At 61.0% G+C, this 23,934-nt stretch carries 24 protein-coding genes; 7 read left to right on the forward strand and 17 right to left on the reverse strand.

Annotation, left to right across the window (positions count from 1 at the left end; all coding sequences use genetic code 11):
• Window positions 1-151 precede the first annotated feature (151 nt).
• The gene (locus RBB29_RS12070; RefSeq protein WP_306115157.1) at window positions 152-583 is read left to right on the forward strand and encodes a glyoxalase superfamily protein; all 432 of its coding nucleotides are present in this window, start codon (window positions 152-154) and stop codon (window positions 581-583) included.
• A 46-nt stretch (window positions 584-629) separates the two neighbouring features.
• On the opposite strand, the gene RBB29_RS12075 is transcribed toward RBB29_RS12070, so the two are convergent.
• Window positions 630-1,073 (reverse strand): hypothetical protein, encoded by a 444-nt coding sequence (locus RBB29_RS12075; protein WP_306115158.1) that lies wholly within the window; start codon window positions 1,071-1,073, stop codon window positions 630-632.
• Between the two features lie 241 nt (window positions 1,074-1,314).
• Here RBB29_RS12075 and dddP point away from each other — a divergent pair, with 241 nt between their 5' ends.
• A complete protein-coding gene (gene dddP, locus RBB29_RS12080) occupies window positions 1,315-2,658 on the forward strand; it encodes a dimethylsulfonioproprionate lyase DddP (RefSeq protein WP_306115159.1) in 1,344 nt (447 codons plus the stop codon).
• A 27-nt stretch (window positions 2,659-2,685) separates the two neighbouring features.
• Here dddP and RBB29_RS12085 read toward each other — a convergent pair whose 3' ends face one another.
• Window positions 2,686-2,892 (reverse strand): hypothetical protein, encoded by a 207-nt coding sequence (locus RBB29_RS12085; protein WP_306115160.1) that lies wholly within the window; start codon window positions 2,890-2,892, stop codon window positions 2,686-2,688.
• Window positions 2,893-3,146: 254 nt separating this feature from the next.
• On the reverse strand, window positions 3,147-3,857 hold the full coding sequence (locus RBB29_RS12090) for a GGDEF domain-containing protein (protein ID WP_306115161.1): 711 nt from the start codon (window positions 3,855-3,857) through the stop codon (window positions 3,147-3,149).
• Window positions 3,858-4,188: 331 nt separating this feature from the next.
• On the opposite strand from RBB29_RS12090, the gene RBB29_RS12095 reads away from it, so the two are divergent.
• A complete protein-coding gene (locus tag RBB29_RS12095; protein ID WP_306115162.1) occupies window positions 4,189-5,403 on the forward strand; it encodes a bifunctional alpha/beta hydrolase/OsmC family protein in 1,215 nt (404 codons plus the stop codon).
• 307 nt (window positions 5,404-5,710) lie between these two features.
• Here the strand turns inward: RBB29_RS12095 and acnA are convergent, their stop codons facing one another.
• Window positions 5,711-8,398 carry an aconitate hydratase AcnA gene (acnA, locus tag RBB29_RS12100; protein ID WP_306115163.1) on the reverse strand — a complete coding sequence of 896 codons (2,688 nt, stop codon included), beginning with the start codon at window positions 8,396-8,398 and terminating at the stop codon, window positions 5,711-5,713.
• A 220-nt stretch (window positions 8,399-8,618) separates the two neighbouring features.
• Here acnA and RBB29_RS12105 point away from each other — a divergent pair, with 220 nt between their 5' ends.
• Window positions 8,619-9,314 (forward strand): thioredoxin family protein, encoded by a 696-nt coding sequence (locus tag RBB29_RS12105; protein WP_306115164.1) that lies wholly within the window; start codon window positions 8,619-8,621, stop codon window positions 9,312-9,314.
• A gap of 61 nt (window positions 9,315-9,375) precedes the next feature.
• Here the strand turns inward: RBB29_RS12105 and RBB29_RS12110 are convergent, their stop codons facing one another.
• On the reverse strand, window positions 9,376-9,750 hold the full coding sequence (locus RBB29_RS12110) for a hypothetical protein (RefSeq protein WP_306115165.1): 375 nt from the start codon (window positions 9,748-9,750) through the stop codon (window positions 9,376-9,378).
• Window positions 9,751-9,944: 194 nt separating this feature from the next.
• A complete protein-coding gene (locus RBB29_RS12115; protein ID WP_306121156.1) occupies window positions 9,945-11,813 on the reverse strand; it encodes a DUF3857 domain-containing protein in 1,869 nt (622 codons plus the stop codon).
• A gap of 366 nt (window positions 11,814-12,179) precedes the next feature.
• Between RBB29_RS12115 and RBB29_RS12120 the strand changes: the two genes are divergently transcribed.
• Window positions 12,180-12,314 (forward strand): hypothetical protein, encoded by a 135-nt coding sequence (locus RBB29_RS12120; protein ID WP_306115167.1) that lies wholly within the window; start codon window positions 12,180-12,182, stop codon window positions 12,312-12,314.
• A gap of 77 nt (window positions 12,315-12,391) precedes the next feature.
• Here the strand turns inward: RBB29_RS12120 and RBB29_RS12125 are convergent, their stop codons facing one another.
• The 9 genes from RBB29_RS12125 to yajC all read right to left on the reverse strand — a co-directional run bounded on the left by RBB29_RS12125 (window position 12,392) and on the right by yajC (window position 19,235).
• Complete coding sequence (locus tag RBB29_RS12125) at window positions 12,392-12,925, reverse strand: DsbE family thiol:disulfide interchange protein (RefSeq protein ID WP_306115168.1); 534 nt, start codon at window positions 12,923-12,925, stop codon at window positions 12,392-12,394.
• A complete protein-coding gene (gene ccmD / locus RBB29_RS12130; protein WP_306115169.1) occupies window positions 12,918-13,076 on the reverse strand; it encodes a heme exporter protein CcmD in 159 nt (52 codons plus the stop codon). Before ccmD ends, RBB29_RS12125 begins: the two co-directional genes overlap by 8 nt.
• Window positions 13,073-13,804 carry a heme ABC transporter permease gene (locus tag RBB29_RS12135; RefSeq protein ID WP_306115170.1) on the reverse strand — a complete coding sequence of 244 codons (732 nt, stop codon included), beginning with the start codon at window positions 13,802-13,804 and terminating at the stop codon, window positions 13,073-13,075. Before RBB29_RS12135 ends, ccmD begins: the two co-directional genes overlap by 4 nt.
• Window positions 13,805-13,832: 28 nt before the next feature.
• Window positions 13,833-14,489 carry a heme exporter protein CcmB gene (gene ccmB, locus RBB29_RS12140; RefSeq protein WP_306115171.1) on the reverse strand — a complete coding sequence of 219 codons (657 nt, stop codon included), beginning with the start codon at window positions 14,487-14,489 and terminating at the stop codon, window positions 13,833-13,835.
• Window positions 14,486-15,103: a heme ABC exporter ATP-binding protein CcmA gene (gene ccmA / locus RBB29_RS12145; protein ID WP_306115172.1), complete on the reverse strand. Its 618-nt coding sequence runs from the start codon at window positions 15,101-15,103 to the stop codon at window positions 14,486-14,488. Before ccmA ends, ccmB begins: the two co-directional genes overlap by 4 nt.
• Before the next feature lie 65 nt (window positions 15,104-15,168).
• Window positions 15,169-15,522 (reverse strand): Mth938-like domain-containing protein, encoded by a 354-nt coding sequence (locus tag RBB29_RS12150; protein ID WP_306115173.1) that lies wholly within the window; start codon window positions 15,520-15,522, stop codon window positions 15,169-15,171.
• A gap of 12 nt (window positions 15,523-15,534) precedes the next feature.
• Window positions 15,535-16,287, reverse strand: a complete 753-nt coding sequence (locus RBB29_RS12155) for a sulfite exporter TauE/SafE family protein (RefSeq protein WP_306115174.1) — start codon at window positions 16,285-16,287, stop codon at window positions 15,535-15,537.
• On the reverse strand, window positions 16,280-18,913 hold the full coding sequence (gene secD / locus RBB29_RS12160) for a protein translocase subunit SecD (protein WP_306115175.1): 2,634 nt from the start codon (window positions 18,911-18,913) through the stop codon (window positions 16,280-16,282). The genes RBB29_RS12155 and secD overlap by 8 nt, the downstream gene beginning before the upstream one ends.
• Before the next feature lie 43 nt (window positions 18,914-18,956).
• Window positions 18,957-19,235, reverse strand: coding sequence for a preprotein translocase subunit YajC (yajC, locus tag RBB29_RS12165; protein ID WP_306115176.1), 279 nt, complete (start codon window positions 19,233-19,235; stop codon window positions 18,957-18,959).
• A gap of 344 nt (window positions 19,236-19,579) precedes the next feature.
• On the opposite strand from yajC, the gene serS reads away from it, so the two are divergent.
• The gene (gene serS, locus RBB29_RS12170) at window positions 19,580-20,872 is read left to right on the forward strand and encodes a serine--tRNA ligase (protein ID WP_306115177.1); all 1,293 of its coding nucleotides are present in this window, start codon (window positions 19,580-19,582) and stop codon (window positions 20,870-20,872) included.
• A 4-nt stretch (window positions 20,873-20,876) separates the two neighbouring features.
• Here the strand turns inward: serS and RBB29_RS12175 are convergent, their stop codons facing one another.
• Window positions 20,877-21,473, reverse strand: coding sequence for a hypothetical protein (locus tag RBB29_RS12175; protein ID WP_306115178.1), 597 nt, complete (start codon window positions 21,471-21,473; stop codon window positions 20,877-20,879).
• 171 nt (window positions 21,474-21,644) lie between these two features.
• On the opposite strand from RBB29_RS12175, the gene RBB29_RS12180 reads away from it, so the two are divergent.
• Window positions 21,645-22,337 carry a hypothetical protein gene (locus tag RBB29_RS12180; RefSeq protein WP_306115179.1) on the forward strand — a complete coding sequence of 231 codons (693 nt, stop codon included), beginning with the start codon at window positions 21,645-21,647 and terminating at the stop codon, window positions 22,335-22,337.
• On the opposite strand, the gene RBB29_RS12185 is transcribed toward RBB29_RS12180, so the two are convergent.
• Window positions 22,334-23,479: a DUF2235 domain-containing protein gene (locus tag RBB29_RS12185; protein ID WP_306115180.1), complete on the reverse strand. Its 1,146-nt coding sequence runs from the start codon at window positions 23,477-23,479 to the stop codon at window positions 22,334-22,336. The two genes, RBB29_RS12180 and RBB29_RS12185, sit on opposite strands and share 4 nt — an antisense overlap.
• Window positions 23,480-23,934: the final 455 nt, after the last annotated feature.

Consider the following 23,934-nt stretch of genomic DNA (forward strand, 5'->3'; position numbering starts at 1 on the left):
TCTCGGGGTGCAGGCCCCCGCCGTTCGCAGGGCAGATGCCCATGGTGAAGCCCTGCTCTGACCTGATCCAGTTTCTGACCCAGAGGTCACCGACCGGATGGCAACGCGAACACCCCTCTATGATGTCACCGACCCGTCAAGGAATTGGACCATGACACCACAAATCCTTCCCGGGCGCGATGCGCTCAAAACGCAGGCCAAACGGCTGCGCAACACCCTTGCCCAGCAGGGTACACCGATCAGCCATTCGGCGGCCCTCGAAACCCTTGCCGGCCAATGGGGGTTTCGCGACTGGAACACGCTGTCTGCGGCGGCGGAGACCGCGACGCCGGTCTGGCAGGTTGGTCAGGCGGTTGCCGGGCAGTACCTCGGCCATGACTTTACCGGACGGCTAAAATCCGTGCGCCAGGCCTCGGGCGGCCACTGGCACCTGACGCTGGTTTTTGACGAACCGATTGATGTTGTCGCTTCCGAGCGGTTCAGCGCCCTGCGCCGCCAGATCAGCGCCACGGTCAACGCCCGCGGCGTCACCCATCAGAAAACATCAGACGGGAAACCGCATCTGGTGTTGAAGATGACCTGAAACCGGCGCCGCGCCACCACACAAGGTCGCGCGGCGTCCCCTTGGTTCAGCGATATCGTTCGATTTTGACCGTGCGGCCATCGTTGAAATAGGAATATTCGGCCAGGTCGCGCCCGTCTTCCTGCCGGGTCACCATGACCTCCGCCTCCTGCGGCGCCCCGATCCGCGGATGTGGCCCGCCTAGGCACCGCGCACGGAAGGATTGCTTGACAACGCCCCTGCCTTCATTGGTCCGGCGTTTGCCGAGCTTGAATTGGCTTACCTTGCCGCTGGCACAATCATCGGTGATGAGATCGACCACCCGGCGCATCGAATAACCCTGCGGCACCTCTTCGCCATCAACGAGCCGCGCCACCAGCATGACCCCCTTCACGCGCGACCCCTGCATATCAAGCGAGTATTTCACGAAATCGCTGACCGCCTCTTCGGCGGCACCTATTGACGGCGCGGTCAGCGCCACCACCGCCAGGATCGAACCCCAAACCCTCATACCGAACCTCCCCATCGTTCGCGCGATCCGGCCTCAAAGAGACGCGAACCCGGTGCAGTAGTAGGGCAGCTTGCGCTTCTTTTCAATCGGTTACCGGCGTTGGCGCAGGTTCGCTAACTCGACAGAGGGCCACATGGCACCACCTCCGAACCGGTCCAAAGACACAAGAAAATGTCGCTAATCTGCAAGCAGCACGGCGCACACGCGCCCACGATTGGCCAAGACGCAAGCGAGGCCAGCCATGAATACCCACTATCGCGACACCCGCAAGATCGACCCGCGCAAGGGCGCCACATTGGGCGACAACACCCCCAACGACGCCAACCGGATCGAGATCGGCCCGACCCGGCTTGCCTTCGACGAATGGGAGGCCGCGGGGCTACAACTGCCGGATCTGCAGGCGATGCGCCGTCACCGGTGGGAGCGCCTGACGCAGCATGTGGTCGATCGCGATTATGCCGGTATCCTGCTCTTTGATCCGCTGAACATCCGGTATGCAACCGACAGCACCAACATGCAACTCTGGAACACCCATAACCCGTTCCGGGCGCTGCTTGTCTGCGCCGATGGCTACATGGTGATCTGGGATTACAAGAACGCGCCTTTCCTCAGCACGTTCAACCCGCTGGTACGCGAACAACGCTCGGGGGCGGACCTGTTTTACTTCGACCGGGGCGACAAGATCGACGTGGCCGCCGATGTCCTTTCGAACGAGATCCGCGTGCTCCTCGCCGAACACGCACCGGGCAACAAGCGGCTCGCGGTGGACAAGATCATGCTGCACGGGCTGCGCGCGCTTGAGGCGCAGGGGTTCGAGATCATGGATGGCGAAGAGGTGACCGAGAAATCCCGCTCCGTCAAAGGCCCCGATGAAATCCTCGCGATGCGCTGCGCCAGCCATGCGTGCGAGACCGCCGTGAAGGCAATGGAGGATGCCGCGCGGGCCGGTGTACCGCGGGGCGATATGTCCGAGGATGACATCTGGGCCGTGCTTCATGCAGAGAACATCCGCCGGGGCGGGGAATGGATCGAAACCCGGCTTCTGTCCTCAGGGCCGCGCACCAACCCGTGGTTCCAGGAATGCGGCCCGCGCATCGTGCAAAATAACGAGATCGTGGCTTTCGATACCGATCTGATCGGCAGCTATGGCATCTGCGTGGACATTTCCCGCACCTGGTGGATCGGGGATGAGAAGCCGCGTGATGACATGGTCTATGCGATGCAGCACGCCCACGAACATATCATGACCAATATGGAAATGCTGAAGCCCGGCGTGACCATACCGGAACTGACCGCCAATAGTCATCGTCTGGATGACCAGTTTCAGGCGCAGAAATATGGCTGCCTGATGCACGGGGTTGGGCTTTGTGACGAATGGCCTCTTGTCGCTTATCCCGATCAGGCCGTTGAGGGGGCGTTCGACTACCCGCTGGAACCCGGCATGGTTCTGTGTGTCGAGGCCGCGGTTGGCGCGGTCGGCGGGGATTTCTCGATCAAGCTGGAGGATCAGGTTCTGATTACCGAAACCGGCTATGAAAACCTGACCGCCTATCCGTTCGATCCGCGCCTGATGGGGCAGGCCTGAGCCCGCCCCACTGGTCATCGGCCGGGCTCACCGAACGCCGTGGGACCGGCGGACGTTGCCGTGCCAATCCTCGATCATGGGATCGGCAACTTGTTCTTGTGATCCGTTTTCGGCGCCGCTCCCGCTAATCGCGAGCAAGGCAATCAGCACCAGAAATACGGCAATAAACCCGCCCTTTGCGCGCCCCGCGAGGCGGGCGGCGGCGGGACGTTGTATGTAAATGTCATGTGCCATTTCAGTCTCTCCATCAAAGGTTGACAGAGGCAACATAGGCGCGCCGGAAACATGAAAAAAACGAATATATGTGAGATTATATATCACGAAATATGATTATCAGGTTGGTCGCTGATCATCCCGATCGGCAATTACCCTTTCGCACCATGTGCCTAAGCCGAGAACGTCCCAGGCTTCAGGTAATGAACCACAATTCCGCTGTCTCTTGAATCCGTCGACGGCCGTCTCCGGCAGCGTCTTGCCCCTGCCCGCTCTCAGGCCGCCACTTGCGGTGTTACCACCTCACCATCCTTTTCGGGATCGTAAAGGCACACCTGATCCCGGCCTTCCCGCTTGGCACGATACGCGGCCAAGTCCGCTTTCTGAAAAGCCTCCTCGACTTGCGAGACGGACGTCATTGCCGCCACGCCGAAACTGGCGGTGATCTTCAACTCATGCCCGTCCGCATAGATTTTCTTGGCCCGAACGCAGTCGCAGAGGCGTTGTGCCGTGGCGACCCCCTCGTCCTCGCGGACGCCGTTGAGCAGAATGATGAATTCTTCACCGCCAAACCGTGCCACGACGTCGTCTTCCCGGCAATTACGCACCAGGGTGCCGGTAAACTGCCGCAACGCAACGTCACCAACCTTGTGGCCGTACCGGTCATTCACCTGCTTGAAATGGTCGATATCCGCAACGATCACCACAAGATCCTGATCCTCGATCCGCTCCAACCGCTGATAAAAGCTCGCCCGGGTGCAGGCACCGGTCAGGTTGTCGTGATTGACCGCATGTTCCAGTTTTTCCGCCAAAACATTGATGTCCAGTAACTTCAGCCCCACGAAATAGCTGATCGGCGCGGACAGCATCGCCGCGATGCAACAGCCTTCTACGAGAATCTCCCGCACGATCTCCATCGGCAGCATCAGGCTCAAGAGGACCAGGTTGCCGAATATCACCACGCTTGTGATCACAAGCGAGAACATCCTGACCTCAAAATGGTTTTTCAGCCGTAACTGCATGGCACCGACATGACCTAAACAAATTTTGATACTTGCATCTGGCGGTTAAGGTCCAATTGCCATAGCCGCTTTTCAACTTTCAATACATAGAAAATTTTAACAGCTCAGCCAAAAGTGGCATCGCCATCCGCAACAGACGACAGGGCCGCTGGAAAACTTCAAGAGCCGCCGGATCACAATAGAGACAGCCCCGCATTTCATACTGTCACCTTAGCGTGACGGCGCTGACACAATACTGGTGCACCCGCGGCACTCTGATTACCCTCAAAACACGCCGAAAACCTAAGGACGTCCCATGCCGACCGAACGCCTCACCTTCACGGGTCACGATGGCAGTACCCTTGCCGCCCGTCTGGATCTGCCCGAAGGCCCCCTTCTGGCCACCGCCCTCTTTGCGCATTGCTTTACCTGTTCCAAGGACATCCCCGCCGCCCGCCGCATCGCGGCGCGCCTAGCCGGAGCAGGCATCGCGGTGCTGCGGTTTGACTTCACCGGACTGGGCCATTCCGAAGGCGAATTCGCCAACACGTCCTTCTCCTCCAACATCCGTGACCTGGTCCTCGCGGCAGAGGCCCTTGCCGAGCGCAAGATGGCGCCCAGCCTTTTGATCGGCCACTCCCTCGGTGGCGCGGCGGTGCTGGGCGCGGCCGGCGATATCGACAGCGTCAAGGGCGTGGTCACCATCGGCGCGCCCTATGATCCCGGTCACGTCACCCATAATTTCGGCGACGCCCTGGCGGAGATCGAAACCGAAGGCACGGCCGAGGTGATGTTGGGCGGGCGCCCCATCCGCATCGGTCAAGGGTTTGTCGAAAACGTCAAGGCAGAAAGCCTGACCGACAAGATCGCCAACCTGCACCGCGCCCTCCTGGTGCTGCATGCCCCGCGCGACGCGACAGTGGGCATCGAAAACGCCGGCGAAATATTTAGCGCCGCCAAGCACCCCAAGAGTTTCGTGACTCTCGACAACGCCGATCACCTGATAACCGATCCCACCGATGCGGAATACGCCGCCGAGGTGATCGCTGCCTGGGCCACGAAATACCTCGAACTGCGCCCCCCCGCACCGCCCCCCGGCGCGCCCGAAGGGATCGTTTGCGTGTCCGAGGCCGATGCCGACGGCTTCCTGCAGGATATCAATTCCGGCCCGGATCATCACACCTTGGCAGATGAACCGCTCGCCTATGGCGGGACCAATCGCGGCATGTCGCCTTATGGGTTCCTGTCGGCGGGTCTCGGGGCGTGTACCTCGATGACGATCCGCATGTACGCCCGCCGCAAGGGCTGGCCGCTCGATCATGTGCAGGTGGCCGTCAGCCATGACAAGGTCCATGCACAGGATGCCAAGAGCGGCGGCGGAAATGCCCAGGCGGATACGTTCAAACGGGTCATCAAGCTCACGGGCGACCTCAGCGACGAACAACGCGCGCGGCTCTTGGAAATCGCGGATAAGTGCCCGGTCCACCGCACGCTAGAGCAAAGCTCGACCATCATCACAGAGGCCGGCTGAGTTATCGACACCTCACGAGAGGCTGCATTGCGGACAAAGCAGACCTTGGATCGCCATTGAAACAAAGGGCAGCGCCCGATCGCGGGTGGGCGCACTTAGATGGTTCATGGCGCTTTATGGTGACGTGTACATCCAACGATAGTTGGGATTGAGACGGCGACGAAGCGCCCGCCCATGGGGCGGTCGGGCGCTGCCCGGCGGTGCTGCGCACCTTGATTCCGGGCGCGGGCAATGTCCGGTTTGCGCCCCAACCAAAATGTCAAAAGCCCCGCGTGATGCGGGGCTTTTTCGGTGCTTGAGTTGTTCCTCAGGCGGCTTTGGCGAGGTTTCGGAGCACGTAATGCAGCACCCCGCCATGTTTGATGTAGTCGATCTCGATCGCCGTATCGATCCGGCATTTCAAGGTGATCTCCTTGACCGATCCGTCTGCCATCTTGATCGTGCAGGGAACCTCCTGCAGCGGCTTGATCGTATCAAGACCCGAGATCGACACCTCCTCTTCGCCGGTCAGGCCAAGGGATTTGCGGGTGTCGCCACCGGTGAACTCGAACGGGATCACCCCCATGCCGACGAGGTTCGAACGGTGGATGCGTTCGAAATTCTCGGCGATGACCGCCTTCACGCCCAAAAGCGCCGTGCCCTTGGCCGCCCAGTCACGTGACGAGCCCGCGCCGTACTGCTCGCCGCCAAAGACCACCAGTGGCGTACCATTGGCCTGATGCGCCATCGCGGCCTCATAGATCGAGGTCTGCTGACCATCGGGGCCTTTGGTGTAGCCACCTTCAACGCCGTCGAGCATCTCGTTCTTGATGCGGATATTGGCAAAAGTGCCGCGCATCATCACCTCGTGGTTGCCACGACGGGAGCCATAGGAGTTGAATTCGCGCACCGGCACCTGACGATCGGTCAGGTATTGACCGGCGGGCGTGGTGTCCTTGAACGAGCCTGCGGGCGAGATGTGGTCGGTGGTGACCATATCGCCCAGAAGCGCTAGAACACGGGCGCCTTCGATGTTTTCGATCGTGCCGGGCTCCTTGGACATGCCCTGGAAATAGGGCGGGTTCTGAACATAGGTCGATTGCGGCGGCCAATCGTAAACCTCGCCTTCGGACGTCTCGACGGCGCGCCATTTTTCGTCGCCCTTGAAGACATCCGCGTATTTTTCCTGGAATGCCTCACGGGTCACGGTTTTTTCGACCAGTTCGGCAATCTCCGCCTGGCTCGGCCAGATATCCTTGAGGTAGACATCCTTGCCGTCCGGCGTCTGCGCGATCGGGTCAGAGGCGAGGTTGATGTCCATGGTGCCGGCCAGCGCATAGGCCACGACCAGCGGCGGCGAGGCCAGGTAGTTGGCGCGCACATCCGGGCTGATCCGGCCCTCAAAATTGCGGTTACCCGACAGGACCGATGTCGCCACCAGGTCGCCCTCGGCAATCGCCTCTGAAAGCTCTTTCTGGATCGGACCGGAGTTGCCGATGCAGGTGGTGCAGCCATAGCCCACGAGGTTGAACCCGATGTTGTCGAGGTCGTCCTGCAGCCCTGCCGCTTCAAGGTAATGCGACACGACCTGCGAGCCGGGCGCAAGCGACGTCTTGACCCAAGGCTTGCGGTCCAGTCCCAACGCCGCAGCCTTGCGCGCCACCAATCCCGCGCCGATCATCACGTAAGGGTTCGATGTGTTGGTGCACGAGGTGATCGAGGCGATCACCACGTCACCGGAGCTCAGCGTATAATCCTCGCCCGCGACGGGGACTTCCTTGTCCATCGGACGTTTGAAGGTCTCCTTCATCTCGCGATTGAAGGCCTCTTTCGCATCGGTCAGGGCCACGTAATCCTGCGGGCGTTTCGGACCGGAGATTGCCGGGACAATCGTCCCCATATCGAGATGCAGCGTATCGGAGTAGACAGGTGCATAATCCGCATCGCGCCAGAAACCGTTTTCCTTGGCATAGGCCTCGACCAACGCGACGCGATCCTTATCACGGCCCGTGCTGGTGAGATAGCGCAGGGTTTCGTCGTCAATCGGGAAGAAGCCGCAGGTGGCGCCGTATTCCGGGGCCATGTTGGCGATGGTCGCGCGGTCCGCGAGCGGCAAGTTGTCGAGACCCTTGCCGTAGAACTCGACGAATTTGCCGACAACGCCGCGTTCGCGCAGCATTTCAACGACTTTCAACACGAGGTCGGTGCCGGTGGTGCCTTCAACCATCGCGCCGGTCAATTCGAACCCGACCACTTCGGGGATCAGCATGGAAATCGGCTGACCGAGCATGGCGGCCTCGGCCTCGATCCCGCCGACACCCCAGCCAAGCACTGCCGCGCCGTTGACCATTGTGGTGTGGCTGTCGGTGCCCACCAGCGTGTCGGGATAGGCGACTTCTTCGCCATTCTGGTCCGTATCGGTCCAGACGGTTTGCGCCAGGTATTCCAGGTTCACCTGGTGGCAGATGCCGGTGCCCGGCGGCACCACGCGGAAATTGTTGAACGCGCCCTGCCCCCATTTGAGGAACTGGTAGCGTTCCATGTTACGCTCATATTCGCGATCCACATTCATCTGGAAAGCGCGGGGGTTGCCGAATTCGTCGATCATCACCGAGTGGTCGATCACGAGGTCAACGGGGTTGAGCGGGTTGATCTGCTGCGCGTCGCCGCCAAGAGCCACGATCCCGTCGCGCATCGCGGCGAGGTCCACGACCGCCGGAACGCCGGTGAAATCCTGCATCAGCACGCGGGCGGGGCGATAGGAAATCTCGCGCGGGTTCTTGCCGCCTTTTTCGGCCCATTCAGAAAAGGCCTTGATGTCATCGGTCGTCACCGTGTTGCCGTCTTCGAACCGCAGCATGTTTTCCAGCACGACCTTCAAGGCAGCAGGCAGGCGGGAGAAATCGCCAAGGCTCGCAGCCTCGGCCGCGGCGATGGAATAATACGACACGGAGGCGTCGCCTACACTCAGGGTCTTGCGGGTTTTGGCTGTATCCTGTCCGACAACAATAGGCATCCGGGCCTTCCTTTCAGAGTGGGTTCCGATAAAGTTGTCCCGCTTCTGACCGATTTCAAACAGGCAATCAAGAGGGGGAGCGGTATTTTTGTATACTATTGCACACAATGGTCAATGTTTCAAGTTTCACTATTCTCTCGCGAAACCTTGATTGGCCATTGATTGCTTGTTTCCTTAGGTACGTCTTGTGACATAGAAGCTGAGTCCATCGGAAGATAACATGCGTAAGATCGCCACCCTGCTTGCCGCCGCGTTCCTGTTGGCAAGCCCCGCCCAGGCCGACGACACCCCCGTGGTGGTCGAGCTATTCACCTCGCAAGGGTGCTCGTCCTGCCCACCGGCAGATGCGTTCCTGCACAAGCTGGCCGACCGGGAGGATGTCATCGCGTTGGCGATGCATGTGGACTACTGGGACTACATCGGGTGGAAGGACATCTTTGCCAGCGCCGAGAACACCAAGCGGCAGCGCGCATATGCTCGGGCCGGTGGTCGCAAGATGATCTACACCCCGCAGATGATCATCAACGGGCGCGAACATGTGGTCGGCAACCGGCCGCGCGATGTGGTGGACCTTATCAACAAGCATAAATCCGGGGCCGGCGATGTGGACCTTGATGTGGCCCGCGACGGCAATACCCTGCGGATTGATGCCACAGCCGGGAACGGCCAGAAAAACACGTTGGTGGTGCAGCTCATTCGCTACAAGCCGAAATCGACGGTGGACATCAAACGCGGCGAAAACGCCGGACGGCGGCTCAGCTATGCCAATGTCGTCACCGAGTTCAACGTGCTGAGGGAATGGGACACCCGCAAACCCCTGTCGATGACGACCAAGGTCGAAGGTGATGCACCGGTTGTCGTCCTGGTCCAGCACAAGGGCGTCGGACCGATCGCCGCCGTGGCACGGGTTCGGTGATGGGGTCGCCCTAAACTGACAAGCCCGTTTGGCTCGCCTTGCGGACACGGACGGCAAAGCGTCATCTTCGCACTGTCCAGAAGCAACATAAGATCATTGCCCAACCCAGGACGCCCTTTCCATGGTTCGATAAGCTGATCTCATCGGTGAAGCTCAAAACCTTCAACACCTCGGACGGGCTTGGTGGCGGTTGCACGACGTTTTGCCAAGGGAGGCCATCAAACAGCATGAGGTAGTAGAGGTAGTAGATCTGCGGAGAGAGCCAGAGGAAGGCCCAGAAGAGGAGAAACGCCAGTAGAATGCGCAAGGCAATGCCCCTCCCACGCCCCGCTATCCGAACGACCCATAGCATCAACATCGCAAGGCAGAGCGACAGGATCACCAACCCGACCCTGCCCCACGCCCCAAGTGTCAGAAACGAATCCTCCTGATACATCGAAAACCCCGCTATCCTTCACCGTTCCTCAATCGACCAACGGATGGAAAGAAGAAATGGCACCAAGGGCTGCCAAAAGAGTGATCTTGTGGCGATTGGTCCCTGAAAGCGAGCCGGCACATCACCTTTGCTGTTCGGCTACAAGCGGTCAGCACCGTTTTCCGCCAAGCGACATCGGGACAGCCGACAGGTTCTTACTCTCCGAGAAGCAGGCGGCGCAGGTTTTGCATCACCTCTCCCGTCTCCGGAACATCGCCGCGCAGGGTGTAGCTGGAGATCCGGCGTAGATCGCGCAGGGCAGTTCGGCCCGCGCGGATATCCTGCGGCTCAATCCGCCCCGCCTTGGAGACATAGGTAAAGCGCCGGTTGAGGATCCCGTCGCGAAACTCCGTCCGCAGCCCGACATCGAAGGCCGGGTGTTCGAACCGGTCGTTTTCCGGCTCAAGCTCCCAAGTGTCATCCAACACCACCTCGACCTCGACCCGGGTGCGGACCGGATGCGCAATGGCCCGGGCGGTCTGGCGCGGTGTCGCGTCCAACTCGGGAAGCTGGTCGAAGAAACCATTGGGCTCGACCGAGAGGTATCGCCAAAGCTCGCCATCATCATCCTCGCGATGCTCCCAACCTTCGGGGATGCGGTAATCCGCGGTCAGGCGCACCTTCCCTTCCTCTTCGAACACATCCACCTCCAGCGGGCCCGTCGGCTCCAGCCCATCGAAAAGCCCCTGGTAATACTCCAGAAAACGCCGCTCAACATCCTGTTTCCCGTCGGATTTTATCCAGCTCATGATCTTGTCGGCCTCGCCCATGTAATATTCAGACGTGCTGATCAGGCGGATGGCATCCATGTCGGGCGAGGTCACGAACCGGTCCTTGAACACCTTGAAAAACGGCGGCACCGGTGCGCTGACATCTACAAGGCCCGGACTGTCGGGCGCAATGATGAGCCCTTTGCCGAAATTGCCCTGCTGCAGATTGTGCAGATCACCCAGTTGTTCGCCGCGCGTCGGGTCGAGGAAGTAGGTCTTGCCATCGAGCCGGGCGGCAACGATCACGTGATCGAAGGCCTCGTAGGTCGGGCCAAGCAGCGCCACACCGCCCTTGGTCCCGGAATTGACCAGCAGGGGTGCGGCCTCGATATCAAGTGCACTGAGCAGGCTTGTCACGAGGACCACCATGTCCTTGCAATCACCGAACCTCCGGTCCAGCACCTTCTGCGCCGGACGTGGGATATAGCCGCCTGCCCCAAGCTCGATCCCGAGGTAGCGGATCTCGCGCTGCACGAAGCCGAGCGCCGCCCTGAGGCGTGCCGCATCGCTGCGATGGGCTTGCTTGATCGTCGTAGCGATTTCATTGATCCGGTCAGATGCCATGCCTGTCGTGTCATAGAACGGTGCGAAATACCGGCCGACCTCTTCCCAGCTCTCAAAACTGCTGACTGTCGTCCCGGCATAGCTGATCGCATCCCCGGGCTGTTCCCCTTCGACGTGGCGCGCAGCAACATCACGCGCAATCCAGGAATAAACCGAGTCTTTGCCCAATGTCTCCCGCTTGGGCATCGCTGCCCCGGCCAAGGGCGTGGTCCTGATCTGGTAATCCGCGGGGAAAATCAGCCGATCTCGGAGGAAACGGACCGGAATGGCATATTCATGCTGCACATGCTCGGAGAAATGCCACCCGATCGCGGGGTTCTTACCCACGACGCTGAAAGAGTAGTCCAGAACATCGCCGACCCGAAGGTCTGGCACGATGTAAGAAAGCTGCAACGTGCCGTTGTAGATCAGGTTGTCGCGATCGGTTTCGGCCCGGTAGATGCTGAAATCCGACAAGTCGAGCAGCGTGCGGATTTCGTCGCCTCGGACCACCTTGAGCGTATGCAGCACGACCCTCTGGTATTCGGGATCGAAGTTCACGATCACGGTCGAGTTTTCTTCGACGGCGACGGTCGTATTCAGCCGGAACGCATAGCGGGCATAGGAATGGCGGTTTTCGGCATCGGCGCGGGTCTGTCGGTCCGCGATGAGATATTGCAGCGGATAATCGCCATCGGGATCGGCCTGCACTTTTTCGGCCTCTGCAACCTCGACCCAAGGGGGCGGCGCGGCTTGGCTGGCATAGGTTGATATCTCTTGCGAAGTCGCGGGAAAACCAAATGAAAACAAAAATGTGCAACACACAACAAATCTTACGAACACGGTGCTTTCCTTCTAATTCCCCCGGGGAAAACTAGCGATAATCAGGTCATCCCGCAATAGCTCCGCGCGACTAGGAAACAATCATCGGTTGCGGATCGGCATTGTCCGCAAACCACCCAGCAGGCCGATATCCGCCCGACACCAAATTGTGAGGTATTTTCTGCATTCTTCCCCTTTGATCCGCGCGCTGAAACCCCATCTTGGCCGGAACGAAAAACACAAGCAGGCACGCAAATGCGCATCTTTCTCATCACGATACAGGCCGCCGCCCTTTCGCTCTTTGCCGTTCTGGGTGCCCAAGGGGATACGACGGATACCTCTGACTGCCCGGTCACCGCGCCGGTGGCTGAACGGAATTGCGGCAAGTGACCAGAGCGACGATGCTTTGTGGTGGGTCGGTCCCGAATCTTCCCTGCGCTTTCCAGCCCTGAACGGATCGCTGGACGTCAGCGGGCGGATTCGATGGCCGGTCGAATGGTGCTTTCCAACGCCCGCTCCGTGATCGGCCCGGCAAAGCGCAGAACAATATTGCCGTCACCGTCGATCACATAGGTCTCCGGCACGCCGTAAACGCCCCAATCAAGCGCCATGCGCCCGCTGTCATCGGCGCCAATGGCGGTGTACGGGTCGCCCAACTCTTCGAGGAAGCCGAGCGCATTTTCCGGCTTGTCCTTGTAATTCGCCCCATAGATGGTCACCCCCTCCTCGGCCAGCAGTTCAAGGTTGGGATGCTCGGCGCGGCAAGGCCCGCACCAACTGGCCCAGTAATTCACCAGTTTGACATTACCGTCCCGCAGATCACCGTCGGTGAAGGGTTGTTGATCTCCCAATTGTGTGAGCGCGACCGCCGGTGCCTGCTTGCCGACAAGCGCCGAGGGCAGCCCGTCGGGATCTTCGCGCTGCATCCCCACGAAGAACAAGGCGGCGAGCCCCAGAAAGACCACCGGCGGAAGCACCATCAAAGGGGATATCTTAGCCATTGTTTTTCACTTTATCTTCAATCTCTTGAAGCTGCTTCTTCACTTTACCCGCGCGAAGCAGACTGACCGCGACCAGTCCGAGGATCAGCAGGATCGACACCGCATAGGCCGAAAGCACGGTATCGGCGTATTTCCCCAATTCCGGCATCATCCCATCCTCTCCCGTGCCAAAAGCGCCCGCATCCGGCGCGCGCGGATTTCCGTGCGGGTGCGCAAGAGCACCAAGGCAATGAAAAGCAGCACGAACCCCGCGATACAAATCAAAAGCGGGTGATAGAACACATCCGCCACGTTCTCCTCCTTGTCGAGGCTGAGCGATGCGCCCTGGTGCAGGCCCTGGTTCCAGAAATTGACCGCATAGCGGCTGAGCAGCGCAAAAACCGACCCCACGAGGCAGAGAACGCTGGTCAGGTCGGCCGCCGTATCGTCATTTTCAATCGCGGCCCAGAGCGCCATGTAACCCAGGTAAAAGAGGAACAGGATCAGGAAGCTGGTTAGCCGCGGGTCCCAGGCCCACCATGTCCCCCACATCGGCTGCCCCCAGATCGCGCCCGTTACCAGTGCGATCACGGTCATTATCATGCCCACCGGCGCCGCCGCGCGGGCCGCAAGGGCGCTCACGTGATGGCGGCGCACGATCCAGATGAGTGACGCCACCAGCATCATCAGCCAGGCATTTATCGCCATCAGCGCGCTTGGCACATGCAGGTAGATGATCTTGACAGTCGATCCCTGCCGGTAATCGTCGGGCGTGAAGAAAAAGCCCCAGATCAGGCCGATGACCAGCGCCAACGCCGACAGGATCGACACCCACGGCAAGACCTTGTCCGTGGTCTGAATGAACTTCTTGGGGTTGGCATATTCCCAGATCGAACTCACCGGGCTTCCTTCCTTTTCGTCACGGTCCTCACCGCAGATTGACCCTCAATGCTGCCGCCGACGCAAAGGGCAGCAGCGCGATTGTGCCACAGGTGATCCCGGCCAACATTGACATTGGTGTGGTAATGTCCAGCCCCGCGACACCACGTCGCGCCATTTCCGCGCCGAAAATCAGCGTTGGCACGTAGAGCGGCAGCACCAGCAGGCTCAGGAGTAACCCGCCGCGTTTGAGCCCCACGGTCAGGGCCGCGCCGAACGTGCCGATCACGCTCAGCGCCGGCGTGCCAATAAGAAGTGACAGGATCAACGGCGTGTATCCCGCCAGGGGCAGGTTCAACAGCAGGCCGAAAACCGGCGTGGCCAGCACCAGCGGCAACCCGGTTGTGAGCCAATGGGCGAGCGCCTTGACGCTCACGATCGCCTCCATCGGCAAGGGGGCCGTGGCCAGCAGATCAAGGCTCCCGTCCTCCCAATCGAGCGCGAAAATCCGATCCAGCGACAGAAGGCAGGCCAGAAGCGCGCCGAGCCAGAGGATGCCCGGTGCAATGGCGGCCAGAAGCGAGCTTTTGGGGCCAACGCCGAAGGGTACCAGCGTCACAACGATCAGGAAGAAGGCGAGCCCGAGGCCAAACCCGCCCCCCGCGCGCATCGCCAGTTTCAGATCACGGATCAGGAGCGCAATCAAAGGAACGCCCCGTCAAAATCATCCGGCGCCGGGGCCTTGGCACGGAACCCCGCGATGTCCAGCGTGTCGGCCTCCGTCAGCCCAAGATCAATATGCGTGGCCATCAGCGCGGAACCACCCCCCGCCAGATGCGCGCGCACAGCGCCGGCAAACATCGCCACCGCATCTACATCGAGCGATACGGTCGGCTCATCGAGGATCCAGATCGGACGCCCGGTCACCAAGAGGCGCGCAAGCCCCAACCGGCGCTTTTGCCCGGCCGAAAGCGCGCCCGCGGGCCGATCTGCCAGGGTGGTCAAATCAAAGGCCGCCATCGCCGGTGAAATATCCTTGGTTCCAAAGACCTGCGCCCAAAATGTTAGGTTCTCCACCACGCTGAGCGTTGCCTTCAACCCATCCGCGTGAGCGGCATACACAAGGCTATCCGGGGCGCAGCTGATCGTCCCGCCAAGCGGCGGTTGCAACCCGGCAATCGCTCGCAACAGGGTTGTCTTGCCAATGCCATTCGGCCCACGCAGGATCAGCACCCGGTCGGGGGCCAACTTGAAGCTCACCCCTTCGAGCACCTTGATGCCCCCCCGGGCAACGGAAAGATCGGAAACCTCTATCCCCATGGCCCCGTGCTTAGCGCAATCGGCTGCAAGGGAAAAGCGCGATCACCAGCGGCAATCGCCCCATGTCAGACCGGCAGCAGGGCGGCGGCGACACGGCGTCCTTCGGACAGAAGCACGTTGAAGGTGCGGCAAGCGGCCGGAGAGTTCATCGCCTCGACGCCAAGGCCCGCTTCCTCCAGCGGCTGGCGTAAATCGGCAGGAATATGGGCGATATCCGCCCCGGTGCCGACAAAGATCACGTCAACCTCCCCCGCCAGCGCCAGCAGCGCCTCAGCGTCCTCATATCCGCCCCAGGAGCGCGCGCCGGAGGCGGTCACGCAGACCGATCCCTCGACCACCTGCCCGCCAACGCGGAAGAACCCAGGGCCGTAGCCATCAATCGGCGTGGCCTGCGAGAAGGTGATTTCAGTCAATTGCATCGCAAACGGTCCTTATGTCCAGAGCGGCAGGCCACTGACCACCGCAAGGCCGATGACGCCATAAGCCACCCAACGGTACAGCCTCTCGTGTTTCGGATCAAACAGCGCCTGCCCGATCATAGTGGTGGTGAAATAGGGCACGGCGAGCGTGATGGCCAGTGCGACCTCGCCCCAACCGATGACGCGCCCGAAAAGCAGGTTGGCGACAAGCACCACGTCGAGCGCCGCAAGAAAGAGGATCGTGTTGGCCCGGACCCGCTGCGCCACCGATTGGCCGGCGAGGTAGAAGAGGATGACCACCGGCCCGGTAAGGCCCGTCATGCCGCCCACGACGCCGGCCGCGGCACCGATGGCCATGAGCCCAATGAAGTTGACACTACCGGAAAACCGCCAGCCTGCGACCAAAACCGCCAGCGTGCCCCCCGCGATGAAGGCCACGATCCAGCGCACGGTAATCTGATCGAGGATCGTCAATATCCAGAGGCCCACCGGCACGGTCAGCATCGCCGCCAGCGCCAGAAGGCCCACCTCGGCGCGGGCCGCCTGCCGCCAGGCCCGCGGGATCAGGGCAGCGGTGCTGGCGATGCCGGTCAGGGCCATCACGGCAATCACCGTCTGCGGCGGCAGGAAGATGCCCGCGACCGGGACGAAGATTAGCGCCGTGCCGAACCCCGAAAACCCGCGCACGATACCCGCGAGGCTAATCACCAGGATGATCCAGAACAGGCCGGGCGTGGCCCAGACCTGCGCCAGGATGTCAGGCATCTACGTTTGCGAACTGGTTGCCGGTATTGGCATCCGGCTTGCTCCAGTCGCGTTTCACACCCAGCCACAAGAGGATCGTGCTGGCCACGAAGACCGATGAGTACGTCCCCACGATCACACCCCAGATCATCGCAAAGACAAAGCCGCGGATCACATCCCCGCCCAGCACGTAAAGCGCCAGCAGCGCAAGAAGCGTGGTCACAGAGGTCATGATCGTCCGGCTCAGCGTCTCGTTGATCGAGATGTTGAGCACCTCGGCAAGCGGCTTTTTCTTGTATTTCCGCAAGTTCTCCCGAACGCGGTCAAAGACCACAACGGTGTCATTGAGCGAATAGCCCACGATGGTCAGAAGCGCCGCGATGATCGCAAGGTCAAACTGTATCTGAAGCTCGGAGAAGATGCCGATGGTCAGAACCACGTCATGCACCAGGGCGGCCACCGCGCCCACGGCAAACTGCCACTCGAACCTGAGCCATATATAGATCAGAACGGCGGCAATCGCGAGGCTGACCGCGATAATCGCCGCGGTGATGAGTTCGCCGGACACCTTTGGTCCGACACTTTCGACCGCGGTGAACTTGAGGTCGGGCAAGGCCGCCTGCAACGTGTCTTCGATCTTGAGGATCACGTCGTTCGACACGCTTTCCTCGCCCTCCTGCGCCTGCACCTTGATCATCGCGACATTCTCATCCGGGCCGAAGGTCGGATCGAACACCTCCGTGATCGACACATCGCCCAACTCAAGCTGCCCGATGGCATCGCGATACTGCCCGACATCGATGGGCTGCGCGCTTTCGGTGCGGATCGTCGTACCGCCGCGGAAGTCGATCCCGAAGTTCAGCCCCTGCAGCATGAACGACCCGAAAGCGATCACGATCAGCACCGCCGAGATACCAAGCGACATGCGCCAGCGGCGGAAGAAATCCCACTTGGTGTCTTTCGGCACCAGGCGCAATGCCCGCCCCTGCAACACGGTCTTGGGCCGTTTGCGTTCGTACCAGATGACCACGATCAGGCGGGTCACGAAGATCGCGGTAAAGACCGAGGTGATGATGCCGAGGCCAAGGGTAATCGCAAATCCACGCACCGGGCCGGAGCCCATCGCATAGAGGATCAGCGCGGTGATGAAGGTGGTGATATTGGCGTCGGTGATTGCGCTCAGAGCCTTTTCATAGCCCAGTTCAATCGCCCGCGCCGGACCTTTGGCGGTCCTGATCTCTTCGCGGATCCGCTCGAAGACCAGCACGTTGGCATCGACCGCCATCCCGATGGTCAACACGATCCCCGCGATCCCTGGCAGGGTCAACGTCGCGCCAATAAGGCTTAGAAGACCGAAGATCAGCCCCACGTTCACGATGAGTGCAATATTGGCGAAGAGGCCAAAGGTGCCATAGCTCAGGAACATGAAAATCAGCACCAGCGCGAAAGCCACGATGCAGGCGATCTTGCCCGCCTCGATGCTGTCCGCGCCAAGTTCCGGGCCGATGGTGCGCTCTTCGAGGAACTCAAGCCCCGCAGGCAACGCACCGGCGCGCAGCAGGACGGCGAGATTGGTCGATTCCTCAACCGTGAACCGTCCGGTGATGATGCCCGAGCCGCCCGCGATATGGCTCTGGATCACCGGCGCGCTGATGACTTCCCCATCCAGCACGATGGCGAAGGGGTTACCGATATTCTCGGCGGTGTAGTCGCCGAACTTCCGCGCGCCGGTCGGGTTGAATCGGAATGACACCGCAGGGCGCCCATTCTGATCGAAGTCGGGTTGCGCGTCGACCAGTTCTTCGCCGGTAACAACCGCGGCGCGTTCAAGGATGTAAAATGTGCCCTCTTCATCAAGGGATGGCAGGATTTCATTGCCTGCGCCGGGGTTTTCCGCGGAATTCGACGTGCGGCTGACCACCGGCTGGAAGGTCAGTTGCGCAGTCGTGCCGATGATTTCCTTCAACTCCGCGGCACTGCCCACACCCGGCACTTGGATCAGGATACGGTCGGCGCCCTGCCGCTGGATCGTGGGTTCGCGAGTGCCAACCTCGTCGATCCGGCGGCGGATGATCTCAAGCGCCTGCCGCACGGTCCGCTCATCGGTGGCAAGCTGTTCGGCCTCGCTGAGCCGGACGACAATGCTGTCGCCCTCGGTAGTCACGTCAATGTCGCTCGCACCCACGCCGGTCAGCGTTGTGACGGGTCGCGCCAGCCCACGAACCAGCGCCGCGGCCTCCTCGACCTGATCGGGGTTTTCCACCAGCCGGACACGTAGTTCCGCGTCATCGGTGGGTTGCAGGCGGATCGGGCCAATGGTGGCACGTTCTTCGCGCAGCAAATCACGCACTTCGGGCCACATGCCCTCGACCCGCGCCTGGTAGACGTCGCTAACCTGCACCTCGGCCAAAAGATGCGCCCCACCGCGCAGATCAAGCCCCAGATTGACCAGCCCCGAGGGCATCCAACTGGGCCAAAGCGCAATATCGTCGGCCAGGTAGGCATCGGTCTGCCCGGCCTCCATCGCCGCGACGGCATCGTTATGGGTCTCGACCCGCGTGTAAAACCCGTTTGGCAGGGCCATCAGCAGACCAAGGGCCACCATGCCCCAGATCACAATGCGTTTCCACAGGTCGATTTGAAGCATTATCCTGCCTTTTCAAAGATTTGTTGTGCGGTATTGAACTTAGTTAATCAGCCGGCTCAGTCTTCGACAGGACTTGCGCGATCGTGTTCCGGACCAACCGCACCTTGACGCCAGAAGCGATCTCGATCTCGACCTCATCGGCGTCCTTCACCTTCGAGATCTTGCCGATCAGGCCGCCCTGAGTAATCACCTGGTCCCCCTTGCGCACGGCATCAACCATCGCCTTGTGTTCCTTCATCTTTTTCTGCTGCGGGCGGATCAGCAGGAACCACATAATGGCAAAGATCAGAATGAGGGGAACGAATTGTGCAAATGCGTCCATGAGCGAGGCTTCCTTCGTGTCAGAGGGCGGGGAGGCCCCCGCGAATTTTGACGGAACCTATGGCCGGAACCGCCCATTTGCAAGGTACGAAACGGCGCGCGCGCCGCTCGGTGGGGCCTTGTCGCGCCGGTTCCGCTCATTTGCGGTTTTTGAGGCACGATTTAACGCGGATAGGTTGTGCCGCGGACAAGGCTGCGCCATCATCGGCCGGTACGGGGCCCGCCTGCAGGCAGCGACTGATTGAACGCGGCCGCCCATTCCCGTTCACAAACCCTACACCCCGCCGGATTTCTGGTGCATAACCCGCGAAATTCGACTCAGCAGATCCAGAAGGACGACCCAAGATGCATGATATCCGTGCCATCCGCGAAAATCCCGCCGCTTTCGACGCCGCCATGGCCCGCCGGGGGGTAGACGCGCCGTCGTCGGAGATCCTGCAGATCGACGAAGCGCGCCGGGCGCATATCCATGCGGCTGAGACCGCGCAATCCGAGCAGAACAAGGCCAGCAAGGAAGTGGGCGCGGCCAAGGCCAAGGGCGACGACGCCGAATTCGAGCGTCTGCGGGGCCTTGTTGCCGAGAAGAAGGCCGAGGTTGCCGCGATGCAAGCCGAGGCCAAGAAGATGGACGCGCAGCTCAACGAATTGCTGATGGGCCTGCCCAATCTGCCCTTTGACGACACGCCCGATGGCGAGGACGAAGACGACAACGTGGAAATCCACCGCTGGGGCACCCCCGGCAGCTTCGACTTCAAACCCAAGGAGCATTACGAGCTTGAAGGCGTGAAACCGGGCATGGATTTCGAGACCGCCGCCAAGCTCAGCGGGGCGCGTTTCGTTGTCATGTCGGGTGCCGTGGCGCGCATCCACCGGGCGCTGGCGCAGTTCATGCTTAACACGCATATCGACGAAAACGGCCTGACCGAAACCTGGACACCGGTTCTGGTCCGGCCCGAGATGATGTTCGGCACCGGGCAATTGCCGAAATTCGGCGAGGACAGCTATGAGACCACCAATGGCTGGTGGCTGGTGCCGACCGCCGAGGTGACGCTCACCAATATCGTGAATGGCATGACGGTCGAAGAAAGCTACCTGCCCCGCCGGTATGTCGCACACACCCAATGTTTCCGCTCCGAGGCTGGTAGCGCGGGGCGTGACACGTCGGGGATGCTGCGCCAGCACCAGTTCGAGAAGGTCGAGATGGTGAGCATCACCCATCCCGACCATTCCCGCGATGAGTTGGACCGGATGACCGGATGCGCGCAGGGCATCCTGGAAAAGCTCGGCCTGCCCTATCGCACCGTCGTGCTTTGCGTGGGAGACATGGGCGCCGGCGCGCGCCGGACCCACGACATCGAGGTCTGGTTGCCCGGGCAGGATACCTATCGCGAGATCAGCTCGGTTTCCGTATGCGGTGAGTATCAGGCGCGGCGGATGAACGCGCGGTTCAAGCCCAAGGATGGCGGCAAACCGCAATTCCTGCACACACTCAATGGCTCGGGCCTCGCGGTTGGGCGGTGTCTGATCGCGGTTCTGGAAAACGGGCAGCAGGCCGACGGCTCCGTCGACCTGCCCGAAGTGCTGCATCCGTATCTTGGCGGCAAAACCCGCCTCGGCGCGGATGGTCTGCTCGCCTGATCGCTCAGAACTCCTCGGCGACCTCGCTGAACTCGACCCGCTGGAAGGATGCGGATTCGAGATTGGCGAGGGCCGTGAGCTCCTTGAGGTAGTCCTGCTCGCGCAGCGACAGCTCATGCGTCGCCCGTGAGTTGCCGCCGCCCAGCATCGCGTTCAGGACCTCGTCAATGAAGTCGATCAGTTTCTTGATCCAGCCGAAACCGAAATCGAAGGTCTGGATCAGCCAGTCGATCAACTTTTTGACAAGCTGGACGATCTGCGCCACGCCAAGCGCGCGGGGGAAACTGCCCTGACTTGCGGCCATCTCGCCCGCCTGCCGCATCAGCGTGTCCGAGGCCATGGTGCTGAACATGCGCTCGGCGTCTTCGATCATCACCTTGTCGGCCCGGCGCTTGCCCTCGGCCAAAAGGTCAGCGGTGCGGGCCATGCTGTCGATCAGAACAGGGCCATAAACATCGACGATCTTGACCGCGTCGTCATCGCCACGTTGCTGCGCCGCGCGATGGGCGCCCTTGACGATCGCCTTGGGCAAATCGCGCAGCCCGTCGATAAACTCATCAATCCGGGACACGGGGCCATTGGGTGTTGTAGGTTTTGCCATAATCTTCACTCCTAAAATTGATTAACAGTGTCATAGACACGGTGAGACTCGCGGATAAGTTGCAGAACGACGATGGTTTTCGGCTAAGCCCCCGTGCTGGCGCAAAAAAGATCTGCCGAAAGTGAACCAAAACCCCTCCCTGGCCGTTACAAAGGCATGGATACGATGAGAATGAAGGCCATCTTGGTGGCGGTCGCGGCCCTTGCGTTCGCTGTGTCGCCTTTTTTCGTGCCGTTTGACGGCTTTGACCAGAACAAATACCCGATCCCGCAAGACAACCCGCCGGTGCAGCCCGCGGGATACGCGTTTTCGATCTGGGGCCTCATTTACCTATGGCTTCTGGGGCATGGTGCGTTCGGCTTGTTGAAGCGTGACACCGATGAGGCGTGGGACCGCACGCGCTGGCCACTTTTCATCAGTCTTGCGGTCGGCGCCTCGTGGCTGTCGGTCGCAGAGACCAGCCCGGTCATGGCGACCATACTGATCTGGGTCATGCTGATCACGGCGCTGATGGCGCTCTTCCGCTCCGCTGGCCCCGACCGCTGGCTCCTGCAGGCGCCGCTCGCGATCTACGCGGGCTGGCTGACCGCCGCCAGTTTTGTCTCCATCGGCCTGCTTGGCGCCGGATATGGCATAGGGTTTGGTGAGGTCGGATGGGCCTGGGCCGCGCTTGTTGCGGCGCTTGTCTTTGGCGCAGGCATACAGACAAGTCTTGCGCGGGCGCCGGAGTACGGGGTCGCGTTGATCTGGGCGCTCATTGCCGTGGCCATCGCCAATTGGCCGGACCAGATCGGCATCGCAGCACTGGCCATTGCCGGGGCGATCGGCATCGGTGTCCTGGCGCTCCGCGCGCGTGTCCGCTAGGTGATCCGGCTTCGGCTCTGCGGCCAGAGATCGGGGCGCAGGCTGGCCATGGACCGCGGCCGATAGAGCGGGTCCGCCGCGAGCCGCTCATCCACCGACGGATGCCGGTCCGCGTCCTGAAGCGGCCCCGTGCGCCAGCCAAGTAAACCGGGCTGGAGCTTGTAAAACCCCTTCGGGTTGTTCATCTCGGGTGCCGCCTGCATTGCATTGGGCGTATCTTTCGGGAGCCGCACATTGGATTTTAGCTTCATATTGTAATTCGTGGCCCCATCAATGATCCATTGCAGCGGATAGGAGACAAGCCCCCCCGCCGTGCTGCGCCCGCCGAGGACCCGGTGATCGCCGATAAACCACATCTGCTGGAACCGCCGCGCGGCGCCCGTCTTGCCATTGTTGAGCCCGCCACCCGGGCCGCTATCGAGGTTCTCCCACAGGGACGGCAGGTAAAACTTGCGGCGCTCATCCAGGGCCACCGCATGGCGCGCGGATTTCACCATCTTGGTCAGGTGAGTATCATGAAACTGGTGCCGGCTGTTGACGTGCCGTGAAAACGTCCCCAGCAGGTTCGAAGGAATGCCAAGCGCGCCCACGGTGTCCCAGATCCCGAGATACTCGATATGCAGGATGAAGGCGTTATCGCCCCGCTTGGTCTGATCGGTCTTGGACGTGGCGTAGGGTGAAATGCGCTTGCGTCTGGGCCAGATCTTGTCGGCATCAGGCCGGTGTTTGGTGCCGCGCTTGCGGTAAATCCGGAAGGCCTTGTTGACCGTGGCTTTTGTCACCTTGTTCTTGGCGGGCAAGCCGCATTTGCGTATCATGCCGACCAAGGAACGCGCCGTGTAGGCCCCGCGCGAAAAGCCGAAGATCATGATCTTGTCGCCGGGGTTGTATTGCTCCGCCAGGGCCGCATAGGCCACCTTGATATTCTGGTTCAGACCCCAGCCGAAGGCCCCGCCCCCGATCTTGTTCATCCACTTGCCCACAAAGGTGGTCCACCGCCCGCCGGTCCCGACCCCGGGGATGTAGATCACGGTTTGATTTTCATCCTCCACCACCGCATTGCGCAGGTTGACCACGTTGGTCACCCGCGCGTCATCCGGGGAATTCCACGTCCCGTCACAGAAAATCAGTATGCGTTTCACGATGTCCCCCCTTGGACCGGTTGTCCCGGCTTGTGCGGCAAACATCGACCACAACCAAGGGCTGCGTCAAGGTAAGGGAAACCGGAAAAGCGGGATTTCGAGCCGGGCATGTCGAAATCCTCACGCGGCCCGTTGGCGAGGGGATGCGAATGGTTGGTTCCGGCTTATTGACAGGATGCGGGTGAGATCTGGCCTGCGGACAAAGCGGACGGTTGAGAGCAAGCCGCGGGAGCGCCAGACCGCGGGATGGCGAACTTCCTGTAGTGGAATGCACTTTACCTTAGCCAAGTCCGAAAAACCTCAATTCGTTGCGCAACCTCTCCAAATCGCCAGCCCTTGCGGGCGGTCTGGCGATCGCGCGGCGGCGCTGCGCGCCTTGATTCCGCGCGGGGTTCGAACTCAACTGACTGCTTTGGGCTCGAGTACGACCAACACATTTCGCCGAATCCGAATGG

The sequence above is a fragment of the Roseovarius sp. MMSF_3359 genome, from assembly GCF_030733385.1.
Lineage (GTDB): Bacteria > Pseudomonadota > Alphaproteobacteria > Rhodobacterales > Rhodobacteraceae > Roseovarius.

Excerpts from the sequence above, each read along its gene's own strand:
- ccmD (WP_306115169.1), bottom strand. The coding sequence starts at position 13,076 with ATGATGCCGGAATTGGGGAAATACGCCGATACCGTGCTTTCGGCCTAT.
- dddP (WP_306115159.1), top strand. The coding sequence starts at position 1,315 with ATGAATACCCACTATCGCGACACCCGCAAGATCGACCCGCGCAAGGGC.
- yajC (WP_306115176.1), bottom strand. The coding sequence starts at position 19,235 with ATGGACGCATTTGCACAATTCGTTCCCCTCATTCTGATCTTTGCCATT.
- RBB29_RS12075 (WP_306115158.1), bottom strand. The coding sequence starts at position 1,073 with ATGAGGGTTTGGGGTTCGATCCTGGCGGTGGTGGCGCTGACCGCGCCG.
- RBB29_RS12150 (WP_306115173.1), bottom strand. The coding sequence starts at position 15,522 with ATGCAATTGACTGAAATCACCTTCTCGCAGGCCACGCCGATTGATGGC.
- RBB29_RS12155 (WP_306115174.1), bottom strand. The coding sequence starts at position 16,287 with ATGCCTGACATCCTGGCGCAGGTCTGGGCCACGCCCGGCCTGTTCTGG.
- RBB29_RS12125 (WP_306115168.1), bottom strand. The coding sequence starts at position 12,925 with ATGGCTAAGATATCCCCTTTGATGGTGCTTCCGCCGGTGGTCTTTCTG.
- secD (WP_306115175.1), bottom strand. The coding sequence starts at position 18,913 with ATGCTTCAAATCGACCTGTGGAAACGCATTGTGATCTGGGGCATGGTG.
- RBB29_RS12105 (WP_306115164.1), top strand. The coding sequence starts at position 8,619 with ATGCGTAAGATCGCCACCCTGCTTGCCGCCGCGTTCCTGTTGGCAAGC.
- RBB29_RS12175 (WP_306115178.1), bottom strand. The coding sequence starts at position 21,473 with ATGGCAAAACCTACAACACCCAATGGCCCCGTGTCCCGGATTGATGAG.
- RBB29_RS12085 (WP_306115160.1), bottom strand. The coding sequence starts at position 2,892 with ATGGCACATGACATTTACATACAACGTCCCGCCGCCGCCCGCCTCGCG.
- RBB29_RS12110 (WP_306115165.1), bottom strand. The coding sequence starts at position 9,750 with ATGTATCAGGAGGATTCGTTTCTGACACTTGGGGCGTGGGGCAGGGTC.
- ccmA (WP_306115172.1), bottom strand. The coding sequence starts at position 15,103 with ATGGGGATAGAGGTTTCCGATCTTTCCGTTGCCCGGGGGGGCATCAAG.
- acnA (WP_306115163.1), bottom strand. The coding sequence starts at position 8,398 with ATGCCTATTGTTGTCGGACAGGATACAGCCAAAACCCGCAAGACCCTG.
- RBB29_RS12180 (WP_306115179.1), top strand. The coding sequence starts at position 21,645 with ATGAAGGCCATCTTGGTGGCGGTCGCGGCCCTTGCGTTCGCTGTGTCG.
- RBB29_RS12095 (WP_306115162.1), top strand. The coding sequence starts at position 4,189 with ATGCCGACCGAACGCCTCACCTTCACGGGTCACGATGGCAGTACCCTT.
- RBB29_RS12070 (WP_306115157.1), top strand. The coding sequence starts at position 152 with ATGACACCACAAATCCTTCCCGGGCGCGATGCGCTCAAAACGCAGGCC.
- RBB29_RS12120 (WP_306115167.1), top strand. The coding sequence starts at position 12,180 with ATGCGCATCTTTCTCATCACGATACAGGCCGCCGCCCTTTCGCTCTTT.
- RBB29_RS12090 (WP_306115161.1), bottom strand. The coding sequence starts at position 3,857 with ATGTTCTCGCTTGTGATCACAAGCGTGGTGATATTCGGCAACCTGGTC.
- serS (WP_306115177.1), top strand. The coding sequence starts at position 19,580 with ATGCATGATATCCGTGCCATCCGCGAAAATCCCGCCGCTTTCGACGCC.